The organism is Serratia sp. Z4, from assembly GCF_009900725.1.
Classification (GTDB): domain Bacteria; phylum Pseudomonadota; class Gammaproteobacteria; order Enterobacterales; family Enterobacteriaceae; genus Serratia; species Serratia nematodiphila.
Window position 1 is genome coordinate 400,397 of the sequence record NZ_JAAABD010000002.1, and the last position, 11,801, is coordinate 412,197.

Annotated in this window: 11 protein-coding genes; 4 read left to right on the plus strand and 7 right to left on the minus strand. The window is 58.6% G+C overall.

The window, feature by feature from the left end; translation table 11 throughout:
• Window positions 1-55: 55 nt before the first annotated feature.
• Entirely contained in the window at window positions 56-757 is a 702-nt protein-coding gene (gene tsaB / locus GT753_RS09750; RefSeq protein WP_021503868.1) for a tRNA (adenosine(37)-N6)-threonylcarbamoyltransferase complex dimerization subunit type 1 TsaB, read from the minus strand.
• A gap of 79 nt (window positions 758-836) precedes the next feature.
• Window positions 837-2,753: an ATP-dependent DNA helicase gene (locus GT753_RS09755; protein WP_004932318.1), complete on the minus strand. Its 1,917-nt coding sequence runs from the start codon at window positions 2,751-2,753 to the stop codon at window positions 837-839.
• A gap of 133 nt (window positions 2,754-2,886) precedes the next feature.
• Between GT753_RS09755 and GT753_RS09760 the strand changes: the two genes are divergently transcribed.
• On the plus strand, window positions 2,887-3,231 hold the full coding sequence (locus GT753_RS09760) for a RidA family protein (RefSeq protein ID WP_015378124.1): 345 nt from the start codon (window positions 2,887-2,889) through the stop codon (window positions 3,229-3,231).
• Between the two features lie 62 nt (window positions 3,232-3,293).
• Here GT753_RS09760 and mdtI read toward each other — a convergent pair whose 3' ends face one another.
• The 4 genes from mdtI to zwf all read right to left on the minus strand — a co-directional run bounded on the left by mdtI (window position 3,294) and on the right by zwf (window position 6,802).
• Window positions 3,294-3,623, minus strand: coding sequence for a multidrug/spermidine efflux SMR transporter subunit MdtI (gene mdtI, locus GT753_RS09765; RefSeq protein WP_004932324.1), 330 nt, complete (start codon window positions 3,621-3,623; stop codon window positions 3,294-3,296).
• Complete coding sequence (mdtJ, locus tag GT753_RS09770) at window positions 3,610-3,978, minus strand: multidrug/spermidine efflux SMR transporter subunit MdtJ (protein WP_004932327.1); 369 nt, start codon at window positions 3,976-3,978, stop codon at window positions 3,610-3,612. The genes mdtI and mdtJ overlap by 14 nt, the downstream gene beginning before the upstream one ends.
• Before the next feature lie 552 nt (window positions 3,979-4,530).
• Complete coding sequence (locus GT753_RS09775) at window positions 4,531-5,172, minus strand: bifunctional 4-hydroxy-2-oxoglutarate aldolase/2-dehydro-3-deoxy-phosphogluconate aldolase (RefSeq protein ID WP_160125558.1); 642 nt, start codon at window positions 5,170-5,172, stop codon at window positions 4,531-4,533.
• A gap of 154 nt (window positions 5,173-5,326) precedes the next feature.
• The gene (zwf, locus tag GT753_RS09780) at window positions 5,327-6,802 is read right to left on the minus strand and encodes a glucose-6-phosphate dehydrogenase (protein ID WP_004932333.1); all 1,476 of its coding nucleotides are present in this window, start codon (window positions 6,800-6,802) and stop codon (window positions 5,327-5,329) included.
• A 449-nt stretch (window positions 6,803-7,251) separates the two neighbouring features.
• Between zwf and GT753_RS09785 the strand changes: the two genes are divergently transcribed.
• The 3 genes from GT753_RS09785 (at window position 7,252) to GT753_RS09795 (ending at window position 10,723) form a co-directional block, all read left to right on the plus strand.
• On the plus strand, window positions 7,252-8,124 hold the full coding sequence (locus tag GT753_RS09785; RefSeq protein ID WP_021503871.1) for a MurR/RpiR family transcriptional regulator: 873 nt from the start codon (window positions 7,252-7,254) through the stop codon (window positions 8,122-8,124).
• Window positions 8,125-8,313: 189 nt separating this feature from the next.
• A complete protein-coding gene (pyk, locus tag GT753_RS09790) occupies window positions 8,314-9,756 on the plus strand; it encodes a pyruvate kinase (protein WP_004932339.1) in 1,443 nt (480 codons plus the stop codon).
• Between the two features lie 85 nt (window positions 9,757-9,841).
• On the plus strand, window positions 9,842-10,723 hold the full coding sequence (locus GT753_RS09795) for a leucine-rich repeat domain-containing protein (RefSeq protein WP_160125559.1): 882 nt from the start codon (window positions 9,842-9,844) through the stop codon (window positions 10,721-10,723).
• A 49-nt stretch (window positions 10,724-10,772) separates the two neighbouring features.
• Here the strand turns inward: GT753_RS09795 and lpxM are convergent, their stop codons facing one another.
• On the minus strand, window positions 10,773-11,741 hold the full coding sequence (gene lpxM, locus GT753_RS09800) for a lauroyl-Kdo(2)-lipid IV(A) myristoyltransferase (RefSeq protein ID WP_015378127.1): 969 nt from the start codon (window positions 11,739-11,741) through the stop codon (window positions 10,773-10,775).
• Window positions 11,742-11,801: the final 60 nt, after the last annotated feature.

Sequence of the window (11,801 nt, forward strand, 5' to 3'; positions counted from 1 at the left end):
TTCAAGTTGCAGGCCTTCATCGCCCGGCATCAACATCAGCACAATAACGCCGCGATTACTCGCGGCCCGGCAGTTTTTTCCAGGTCACTTCATTGCGCAGATAGGTCGGCTCGGCGTTTTCCACCGCTACCGCCAGCCCTTCTTGCCAGTCCTGCAGCGCCAGCGGCAGCATGTCTTGCGCCTGCGGCAACAGCATCTGGCCATCGCGCACGCTCAGCGTGGAACCGTTGACCAGATCGGGGTAGGTTTGCCAGCCGGTGCCGACGTGGGCCCATTCGCCCTGCAGGCGCTGCGCACGCTCCAGCGCCTGCGCCGGCGACAGCACGGCCTCGCCTTCGCTTTCCAACCAGCGGCCGTCCGCCTGGCGTTCGAACTGCCCCCAGTAAACTTCACCCATGCGCGCATCGATCGCCGCCAGCACACGCTCCGCGCCGCTGACGCGCCAGGCGCCCTGCGCCATGGTTTGCAGCGTGGAGACGCCAATCATCGGCAGATCGGCGCCCAGCGCCAGGCCCTGAGCGATGCCGATGCCGATGCGCACCCCGGTAAAACTGCCGGGGCCGCGGCCGAAGGCCAGCGCATCGAGCTGGTTGAGCGCCAGGCCAGATTCCGCCAGCACCTGCTGCACCATAGGTAAAATACGTTGCGTATGCTCGCGTGGGCACAGCTCAAACAGGGCGTGGATTTCGCCTTGATTCCAGACGGCGACGGAACAGGCTTCCGTCGCGGTATCGATCGCTAAAATTCGCGTGGACATGCCAACCTCTGGCGGGAATAAAACTGGGTTTTTCATACAGGGCGCGCATTGTAGCACAGCCCCGTAAGCCCTTCATCTTTCACGTGGCCGACGTGTCGGCGGCCTGCAGGAAGGCGATTGCCTGCTTCAGATCGCGGGTGCGCGGCGTGGGCGGCAGGCTATTGAGGAACACCTCGCCGTAAGGGCGCATCACCAGACGGTTATCGCAGATCACCAGCACGCCGCGATCGTCGGTGTCGCGGATCAAACGGCCGACGCCCTGTTTCAGGGTGATGACCGCATCCGGCAACTGCACATCATTGAACGGATCGCCGCCACGCAGGCGGCAATCTTCAATACGCGCCTTCAGCAACGGATCGTCCGGTGACGTGAACGGCAGTTTATCGATGATGACGCAGGACAGCGCATCGCCGCGCACGTCCACCCCTTCCCAGAAGCTGCTGGTCGCCACCAGCAGCGCGTTACCGGCGGCGACAAACTGCGCCAACAGCTGGCCTTTACTGGTTTCCCCCTGCAACAGCACCGGCAGCGTCATCGTGGCGCGAAACTCTTCCGCCAGCTCACGCATCATCTGGTGCGAGGTGCACAAGAAGAAGCAGCGGCCGTTGTTGGCTTCGATTAATGGCCGCAGCATGCGCGCCAGCTGGCGCGCCCCGCCGGGCTGATTCGGCGAAGGCAAAAAGCGCGGCACGCACAGCAACGCCTGTTTGGCATAGTCGAACGGGCTCGGCAGCAGCAGCGTTTTGGCCTTGGTCAGTCCCAAGCGTTCGGTGAAGTGACCCAACTGATCGTTGACCGACAGCGTGGCCGAGGTAAAGATCCAGCTGCCCGGCTTCTCGTCCAGCATTTCGCGGAACCGGTCGGCCACCGTCAACGGCGTCAGCGCCAACACGAAGTGGCGCGAATTGCACTCATACCAATAGCTGTAGCCCGGCTCCGTCACCGCCTTGAGGCGTTTGAGACGCGCGCGGTACAGCGTGGCGCGCTCAAAGGCGGCGTCCAGCAGCGCCGAACGCCCCAGCGACAGCTTCATCACGTCGTAACACAGCTCCAGCGCGTCATCGAGCAGCAATAAAGCGCGCTGCACGTTCGGTTCCCCGAGCACATCGCGCAGATTGCCGCGAAAACCCGGCTCTCCCAGATTAAGGCGAAAATCTTGCGTGCTCAGGCTGAGACGGTCGGCGCTTTTTTGCAGTTGGGCGGCATCGCGCACCTCGGTGCGGTAGGCGATGGTGATGTCCTTCGCCAGATCCAACAATTGGCGGCTGGTGAGCTGCTGGCCGAAATACTGGCTGGCGATGTCGGGGATTTGGTGCGCCTCATCAAAAATCATCACCTCGGCTTCCGGGATCAGCTCGGCGAAACCGCCCTCTTTCACCACCATATCCGCCAGGAACAGGTGATGGTTCACCACCACCACATCCGCATCCATCGCGCGGCGGCGCGCTTTGACCACGAAGCAATCCTGATACAGCGGGCAGTCGCTGCCGAGACAGTTATCATTGGTGCTGGTCACCAATGGCCAGACGAAACTGTCTTCCGCCACTTCGCTGCAGGTGCTGATGTCGCCTTCTTTGGTCTGCGACGACCACTTGCGCAGCTGCACCAAATCGATCAGCGTCTGCCCCGCCAGCTCCCCGCCGGCCATCGACTGTTGCTCCAGCCGCTCCAGACACAGGTAGTTGGAGCGTCCCTTCAGCAGCGCCAGCTTGCCTTTGTACTTCAGCGCCTTGGCGACGGTGGGCAGATCGCGCGCATACAGCTGATCCTGCAACGCTTTCGAACCGGTGGAGATGATCACTTTGCGATCGGCGCGCAGCGCCGGCGCCAGATAAGCGAAGGTTTTGCCGGTGCCGGTGCCGGCTTCCACCACCAGCTCCTGCTTGAAATTGATCGCCTCGGTGACGGCCTGCGCCATCTGCCGCTGCGGCTCACGCGGTTTGAATCCCTTGATAGCCTGCGCCAATGCGCCGTCTGTTGCAAAATCGTCTGTCACGCTGTCTCTCTGCCGGTGTCATTCAGCGGTGATTATGCCAAGCCTGCCGCCCGGCTACCACCCACTTTATCGCCGCGCTTTTTCATCACCGGCTGTGCTACCCTTAGCGGGACTATGATATGGAGATAAGCAAATGAATATCGAAAGAATTGATCCCGATCAGCGCTGGTCCGAAGCCGTGGTGCACAACGAGACCGTTTACTATACCAGCGTGCCGGAGAACCTGGATGATGACGCGACCGCGCAGACCGCCAACGCCCTTGCAGCCATCGACGTGCTGCTGGCGCGCGTAGGCTCGGATAAAAGCCGCATTTTGGACGCCACCATCTTCCTGGCCAATACCGCCGACTTCGCCGCGATGAACGCCGCCTGGGACGCCTGGGTCGTTGCCGGCAGCGCGCCGGTACGTTGCACCGTGCAGGCGCAGCTGATGAATCCGAAATATAAAGTGGAAATCAAAATCATCGCCGCGCTGTAAGCCTGAGCGCAGACGAAAAAAAACCGCAGACGGCAACGCCTGCGGTTTTTTATTGCCCGCTATCAGGACAGTTTAAGGATCACCATCCCCGCCAGCAACAGCGCCAGGCCGATCCAGCCTTTGGCGTTTAACCGCTGGCCGAACATGATCCAGCCCGCAGCGATAGTGGCGGCGATACCGAAACCGCCCCACAACGCATAAGCGATCGACAGATCGATGCCCTTCACCGCTTGCGCCAGGGCGCTGAACGCACCGAGTACCGACAGCAGCGACAGCAATCCCAGCCAAATTTTACGGAAACCGTCCGACATCTTCAGGAAGATATTGGCGATGATTTCCAGCACGATGGCCAATCCCAGGAACCCAATGTGGTACAACTCAAACTGTTGCATGGTTGTCACCTCGCGGGCTGACCTGTTTTCGCTCTTTGCGGGTACCGGATTTCACCAGCATGATACCGGCGATCAGCGTAGCCAGACCCAGTACCTTCAGCGCGGAAATGGGCTCGTCGAACCACAGCACGCTGAACAGGGTAATGAACAGAATGCCGATACCTTCCCACAGCGCATAGGCCACGCCCAACGCCACGCGTTTTACCGCTACTGACAGCAACACATAAGACGCGGTGATCATCACGTACATCACGATATGCCCGATCATGCCGCCATTGACGCTGGCGTATTTCATCGACAAGGTGCCGATGATTTCGGTCATGATGGCCAAACCTAAAAAGATCCAATAAATCATAATTTTTCTCCCAAACGGCGAATAATGCGCGCCAAGGCATATTTATCCCGATTTATCTCGTCGAACGGCCGCAGTACGGCGCGCAAGACGCAGAGATCCCTGGGGATAAACTGACCCAAACGCAAAAAGAATGTTTGCCCGGCTGAACGGTAGAACGAAGGCCTAAGCCCGCTACCTGCACCGGTTAAGGGAGAAAGACGCTATAGCTCGCTGCACCAGTGATGCTCACTGGCAAGGATCGCAGACAGGAAGAGTTGGCACGTAGAGGTTCTGAGGGTAGTTCCGTTAATAGTCATCATAATAGTTCTCTATTATCAGCCGCACACCGTGCGATTTGCCCAATATCCTCATAAAAGTAAAATTTTCAACTGAGATATTTTTACCACAGCCAAAATAAGAAAGCAAACTGCCGTTTTCATCAAAAAGCAGAAAAAAACGGGTTAAAAATAAGAAAGTTAATCGCGATAAAAATTAAAAAAGGCTCAACGGAGCGTTGAGCCTTGCGATATCCGCGGGTGAGCAAATAAGCGCCAACCCCAGGCCTGGCGCGGGTTACAACGCGGCGCCGCTGACGGCGCTGCGCGCCAGTTCAGTGATGCGCGCATAGTCGCCTTTTTCGAGCGCGTCCGCCGGCACCAGCCAGGAACCGCCGATGCAAAGCACGCTTTTCAGCGCCAGATAATCGCGGTAATTGTTTGGCGTAATGCCGCCGGTCGGGCAAAAACGCACCTGCGGGAACGGGCCGCCGATCGCCTGCAGCGCCTTCACGCCGCCGTTGGCTTCCGCCGGGAAGAATTTGAATTCCCGCAGACCGTGATCCGTGCCCTGCATCAGTTCAGACACGGTGCTGATGCCCGGGATCAGCGGGATGGGTCCCGCCGTCGCCGCCTGCAGCAAGGCCTCGGTCAGCCCTGGGCTGATGGCGAACTGCGCCCCGGCTTCGGTCACCTGCCGCAGCTGCTGCGGGTTGATCACCGTACCGGCGCCGATGATCGCCTCCGGCACCTCTTCGGCGATAGCGCGGATAGACTCCAGCCCGCAGGTGGTGCGCAGCGTCACCTCCAATACCCGCACGCCACCGGCAACCAGCGCTTTCGCCAGCGGCACCGCCTGCTCCAGCTTGTTGATCACGATAACAGGCACCACCGGCCCTGCCGTCAGGATCTGCTCGGCGCTGGTTTTCCAGTTTTTCATCGTTATTTCTCCATTACTCGCGGTTAACAATGGCACGCCCCTGCCACAGGGCTCCGCACAAATGCGCGGACGTCCGGCCGTACCGTAAGTGATGAGGCCCACGCGCAGATCGCAGGCAAAAAAAAGCCGGCAGACAGGCTGCCGGCATTACGCATTATTCGAACTCGTTCCAGGAGCGGCCGTCGCGGGTGATCATCGCCACCGAGGCCACCGGTCCCCAGGTGCCCGCCTGGTAAGGCTTAGGCGCCTCGTTGTCGGCTTTCCATGCGTCCATGATGGAGTCGACCCACTTCCAGGCTTCTTCCACTTCATCGCGGCGCACGAACAGCGCCTGAATGCCGCGCATGGTCTCCAGCAGCAGGCGCTCGTAGGCGTCCGCCACGTGCTCCTGGTTAAAGGTTTCCGAGAAGCTCAGGTCCAGCTTGGTGGTCTGCAGACGGTGCTTGTGATCCAGCCCCGGCACCTTGTTCAGCACCTGAATTTCGATGCCTTCGTCCGGCTGCAGGCGGATGGTCAGCTTGTTCTGCGGCAACTGCTGGTAAGAATCGCTGAACAGGTTAAGCGGCGGGTTTTTGAAGTACACCACCACTTCCGAACATTTGGTCGGCAGACGTTTACCGGTACGCAGGTAGAACGGCACGCCGGCCCACTGCCAGTTGTCGATATCCACGCGGATAGAGACGAAGGTTTCGGTGCTGCTGCTCTTGTTCGCCCCTTCCTCTTCCAGATAACCCGGCACTTTCTTGCCCTGGACGAAGCCGGCGGTGTACTGACCACGCACGGTGGTTTCCCGGACATTGGTCTGATCGATGCGGCGCAGCGAGCGCAGCACCTTCACCTTCTCGTCGCGGATGCGGTCGGTGGTCAGATCCGCCGGCGGCGACATGGCGATCATGGTCAGGATCTGCAGCAGGTGGTTCTGGATCATGTCGCGCATCTGGCCGGCCTGGTCGAAGTAACCCCAACGCCCTTCGATGCCCACCTCTTCCGCTACGGTGATCTGCACCGAATCGATGGTGCGGTTATCCCAGTTGGAGGCGAAAAGCGAGTTGGCGAAACGCAGCGCCAACAGGTTCAGCACTGTCTCTTTGCCGAGATAGTGGTCGATACGGTAAACCTGGGATTCGTTGAAGTACTCCGCCACCTGATCGTTGATCACGCGTGAGGACGCCAAATCGGTGCCCAGCGGTTTCTCCATCACCACGCGCGCCGGCTCATGGTTCAGCTTGGCTTCGCCCAGCCCTTTGCAGATGGCGCCAAAGGTGCTTGGCGGCATGGCAAAGTAGTTGATGGTGGTGCGGTGCTTCTGATCCAGCATTTTACCCAATTTGGTAAAGTTCTTGCTGTCGTTGACGTCCAGGTTGCAGAAGTCCAGGCGCGCGCTTAGCGTGGCCCAGAGTTCGTCATCCAGTTTTTCCTTCATGAAGGTGCCAAGCGCTTCCTTGACCACTTCGGTATAGGCTTGTTTATCCCACTCCGCGCGGCCGACGCCGATGATCCGCGTATCCGGGTGGATGTGTCCGGCTTTCTCTAACTGGTACAGGGAAGGCAGCAGCTTACGGCGCGCCAAATCACCTTTCGCGCCGAAAATAACCAGGTCACACGCCTGGGCTGTAGAGGTTACCGCCATGTTCATCTCCTCGTTGCAGGATATTTGTAATTTTCTTACATTACTAATGTACTCTGTTTGACTACGGCCAGCAAACCCGGTGCAAAAGCAGAAAAAAAGCCCCAAAAATTCCAGTGGTAAGCGCCACTGCGCGGCAGAGCCGTTGCAGGTGGGCAAAACTGTAACTTTTCGTCTTTTTTGACGCTCTGTTACCATTATGAAAGTTAGACACAGGTCATATTCTGGTGAAAAAAGCCTGCATACACCCTGTCGAGACTGCCAACGGTTACCAGCACGTAGTATATTTTCACTAAACCGGCATTGATTTCTCCTTTGTTTGAAATCGACATACCCTATCGATTCCAGGTTACAGCCGCTCGTTTGGCGTCTGCTCGCACGGCGAACACGGGCGAAATTCGACGCTGTTGCTTGAAAGCCACAGGGATAAAACCATGAGTGACTCTCGTTATATGAATACGCTGGACAAAATCCAGAGCCATCTGGAACGCCTGAGCAAATCTGAAAGGAAAGTCGCCGAGGTGATCCTGGCCTCCCCGCAGACCGCCATTCACTCCAGCATCGCCACGCTGGCGCGCATGGCCGACGTCAGCGAACCTACCGTCAACCGTTTTTGCCGCCGCCTTGATACCAAAGGCTTTCCCGACTTCAAACTGCATCTCGCCCAAAGCCTGGCTAACGGCACGCCCTACGTAAACCGTAACGTTGAGGAAGATGACAGCGTCGATTCCTATACCAGCAAGATCTTCGAATCGGTAATGGCCAGCCTCGATACAGTAAAGGCAAATTTGGATATTGCCGCAATCAATCGTGCGGTTGACCTGCTCACCCAGGCAAAAAAGATCTCTTTCTTCGGGCTGGGTGCCTCCGCGGCGGTGGCGCACGATGCGATGAACAAATTTTTCCGCTTCAACATTCCGGTGGTCTACTTTGATGACATCGTCATGCAGCGCATGAGCTGCATGAACTCCAGCGAAGGCGACGTGGTGGTGCTGATCTCACACACCGGCCGCACCAAGAATCTGGTGGAGATGGCCCACCTGGCGCGGGAGAACGACGCCACGGTACTGGCTATCACCTCGCGCGACACCCCGCTCGCCCAGGCGGCGACCCTGGCCCTGCTGCTCGACGTGCCCGAAGACACCGACGTTTACATGCCGATGGTGTCGCGGATCGCGCAATTAACGCTCATTGACGTGCTCGCCACCGGATTTACCTTGCGCCGAGGGGCTAAATTCAGAGATAACTTGAAGCGGGTCAAAGAAGCGCTCAAAGAATCGCGCTTTGATAAAGGCGTGGTCATTCCCAACAGTTTTGATTCGTGACCCGACGAAGAAAAAATCGCCGTTCAACAGACATTTGAATGACGGCATCAGAGGCGGTACCCTGTTAACATGCTCATACGGGTAACCCGGGTGAAATATCAGTGTTGTAAAATTACATTTCACGCCTGGTTTCGTTATCCGACGTTATCGCAACACCAATATTTGCTTCACCAGTCAACGGAGTAATACATGTCCAGACGGCTCAGAAGAACCAAAATCGTTACCACCCTGGGTCCGGCTACAGACCGCGACAATAATCTGGAAAAGATCATTGCCGCCGGCGCCAACGTAGTTCGGCTTAACTTCTCCCACGGCAGCCCGGAAGATCATCAGGCTCGCGCTGACAAAGTGCGCGAAATCGCTGCCAAGCTGGGGCGTCACGTCGCTATCCTCGGCGATCTGCAAGGGCCGAAAATTCGCGTCTCCACCTTCAAGGAAGGCAAAATCTTCCTCAACGTGGGCGATAAATTCCTGCTGGACGCCAACCTGTCAAAAGGCGAAGGCGATAAAGAAAAAGTCGGTATCGACTATAAAGGCCTGCCAGCCGATGTGGTACCGGGCGACGTCCTGCTGCTTGATGACGGCCGCGTTCAGCTGAAAGTGCTCGAAGTTCAGGGCATGAAAGTGTTTACCGAAGTGACCGTCGGCGGCCCGCTGTCCAACAACAAGGGCATCAACAAACTCGGCGGCGGCCTGTCGGCCGAAGCCCTGACCGAAAAAGACAAGGCGGACATCGTGACCGCCGCCAAGATTGGCGTCGACTACCTGGCGGTCTCCTTCCCGCGTACCGGTGAAGATCTGAACTATGCCCGCCGCCTGGCGCGCGATGCCGGCTGCAACGCCAAGATCGTGTCCAAGGTTGAGCGCGCCGAAGCGGTTTGCACCGACGAAGCGATGGACGACATTATTCTGGCCTCCGACGTGGTGATGGTGGCCCGTGGCGACCTGGGCGTCGAAATCGGCGATCCGGAACTGGTCGGCATTCAGAAGAAACTGATCCGCCGCGCCCGCACCCTGAACCGCGCGGTGATCACCGCGACCCAGATGATGGAGTCGATGATCACCAACCCGATGCCGACCCGCGCCGAAGTCATGGACGTGGCCAACGCCGTGCTGGACGGCACCGACGCTGTCATGCTGTCGGCGGAAACCGCCGCTGGCCAATACCCGGCGGAAACCGTGGCGGCGATGGCGCGCGTTTGTCTGGGTGCCGAGAAGATCCCGAGCATCAACGTTTCCAAACACCGCCTGGACGTACAGTTCGACAACATCGAAGAGGCGATCGCCATGTCTTCGATGTATGCCGCCAACCACCTGAAAGGCGTCACCGCGCTGATCGCCATGACCGAATCCGGCCGCACTGCGCTGATGATGTCGCGCATCAGCTCCGGCCTGCCGATCTTCGCCATGTCGCGTCATGAGCACACGCTGAACCTGACCGCGCTGTATCGCGGCGTGACGCCGGTTTATTTCGACAGCCACAAAGACGGCGTGATCGCCGCCAATGAAGCCGTCAATCGCCTGCGCGACAAAGGCTTCCTGGTCTCCGGCGATCTGGTGATCGTCACCCAGGGCGACGTGATGGAAACCGTCGGCACCACCAATACCAGCCGTATCCTGCGCGTCGAGTAATCCACGCCGCAGACGACATGCCGGCCGGCTCACGTTGGCCGGCATTTTTTTTGCCCTGACACCGCCATAAACGACGGAGAACGCCATGCTCCACCAACGCAATCCAGCCTCGACCGGTGATGCGCTCGATCTCGATGGGCGCGGTCTGACGCAGCTCGACGAATCGCAGCTAACCGGCCACGCGCTGCGCAAAATCAGCCTGTACGACAATCTGCTGACGGCCTTCCCCGCCTCCATCTTGCAACACCGCAACCTGCAGGTGCTGAACATCTCCTGCAATCAGCTCGACCGCCTGCCGCCGGAGATTGGTCAGTTGCAACAGCTTGAGATGTTCGACTTCGGTCACAACCGCGCAAGCGAACTGCCTGAAACATTGGGGCAACTGCACCGGCTGAAATACCTCTACCTGAGCGATAACGGCTTTAGCGACCTGCCGCGTGCGCTGGCGCAACTGCAGCAGTTGGTTTACCTCAACGCGACCGATAACCAACTGACCGCCTTGCCGCAGGCGATACCGGGGCTGGCGGCATTGCAGGAGCTGCGTTTATACAACAATCGCATCGGCAACCTGCCCGGCGAAATCGGGCAGCTGCGCGCGCTGCGCGAGTTGCATATCATGAAAAATGCCCTGACCGCGCTGCCGGCGGAAATGGCTCTGCTCGGCGAGCTTGAGATACTCGATGCGGCCAACAATGCCATCACCGAACTGCCGGCAGCCTTCTGCCGCCTGCCGCGATTGAGCGAGCTGAACCTGCGTTTTAATCAGCTGACGCGCCTGCCGGAAAATATCGGTGAGCTCACGGCGCTGAGAAGCCTGGATCTGCGCGCCAACCGCCTGAGCAATCTGCCGGAAAGCCTCGGTGAACTGAGCCGGCTGCGCAAGCTTGATCTGCGCTGGAATGATTTCACCCACACGCCTAAAATCGTCGACATCCTGCGGGCTCGCGGCTGTAGGGTGCACATCTGAAGAGACGCCGGCCGGGTTGTGGCCCTGCCGGCGTTAGCGGTAGAAAGGATTAACGATACAGATCGTCGCGCGAGTAAGGCTCAATCTCCCCTTCTTTGCGCGTCTTCAACAGTTTGAGGATCCAGGTGTACTGCTCCGGGTTCGGGCCCACCAGGTTTTCCACTTCTTCATTCATACGGCGGGCAATGCGCGGATCGTCCGCTTCGGCCAGATCGTCCATCGGCTCGCGAATATAGATATCCAGCATGCTGGTTTTGCCGTCGTACACCGGGAACAACGGCACGATCGCCGCACGGCATACCTTCATCAACCGCCCGACCGCCGGCAAGGTCGCCTTATAGGTGGCGAAGAAGTCGACAAACTCACTGTGCTCAGCGCCGTGATCCTGATCGGGCAGATAATAACCCCAATATCCCTGGCGAACCGAACTGATAAACGGTTTGATGCCGTCATTGCGCGCGTGCATGCGGCCGCCGAATTTACGACGCACGGCGTTCCACAGGTAGTCGATCAGCTGATTGCGCTGATTGTGGAACATCGCCGCCATCGGTTGACCGCGCGCGGCCATCAACATCGCCGGCACATCCACCGCCCAGCCATGTGGCACCAGGAAAATCACGTTGCGCCCTTCCGCGCGGATCTTGTCCAACACCTCTTCGCCGTGCCAACGCACGCGCTTGAGCACTTTTTCCGGTTTGGTGCAGGCCAGCTCAGCCATCAGCACCATCGACTGCGGCGCGCAGGCGAACATCTGGTCGATAATGTGCTCGCGTTCGCTTTCAGGCAACTCAGGCAAGCAATACAGCAGGTTGATGCGGGCACGACGGCGCGCGCCCTTCGCCAACTTGCCGGCCAGTTTGCCGACCGCACCCAGCACCGGATCGCGCAGGCGCGCAGGCACCAGCGAAATGCCGGCCATCAGACCGGTTCCCAACCACACGCCCCAGTAGCGCGGATATAAAAAGGCTTTTTGAAACTGCGGAATGAACTCTACGTTCGATTTCTTCTCGTTTTGCATGCACATGCTCTTGGCTTAGCGATTCGGCTAATCATAATTGCCAGCACCGATTTTGCAATT

Bases quoted from the DNA above. Each gene is read 5' to 3' on its own strand.
- tsaB (WP_021503868.1), bottom strand. From the start codon at position 757: ATGTCCACGCGAATTTTAGCGATCGATACCGCGACGGAAGCCTGTTCC.
- GT753_RS09760 (WP_015378124.1), top strand. From the start codon at position 2,887: ATGAATATCGAAAGAATTGATCCCGATCAGCGCTGGTCCGAAGCCGTG.
- mdtI (WP_004932324.1), bottom strand. From the start codon at position 3,623: ATGCAACAGTTTGAGTTGTACCACATTGGGTTCCTGGGATTGGCCATC.
- mdtJ (WP_004932327.1), bottom strand. From the start codon at position 3,978: ATGATTTATTGGATCTTTTTAGGTTTGGCCATCATGACCGAAATCATC.
- GT753_RS09775 (WP_160125558.1), bottom strand. From the start codon at position 5,172: ATGAAAAACTGGAAAACCAGCGCCGAGCAGATCCTGACGGCAGGGCCG.
- zwf (WP_004932333.1), bottom strand. From the start codon at position 6,802: ATGGCGGTAACCTCTACAGCCCAGGCGTGTGACCTGGTTATTTTCGGC.
- GT753_RS09785 (WP_021503871.1), top strand. From the start codon at position 7,252: ATGAATACGCTGGACAAAATCCAGAGCCATCTGGAACGCCTGAGCAAA.
- pyk (WP_004932339.1), top strand. From the start codon at position 8,314: ATGTCCAGACGGCTCAGAAGAACCAAAATCGTTACCACCCTGGGTCCG.
- GT753_RS09795 (WP_160125559.1), top strand. From the start codon at position 9,842: ATGCTCCACCAACGCAATCCAGCCTCGACCGGTGATGCGCTCGATCTC.
- lpxM (WP_015378127.1), bottom strand. From the start codon at position 11,741: ATGCAAAACGAGAAGAAATCGAACGTAGAGTTCATTCCGCAGTTTCAA.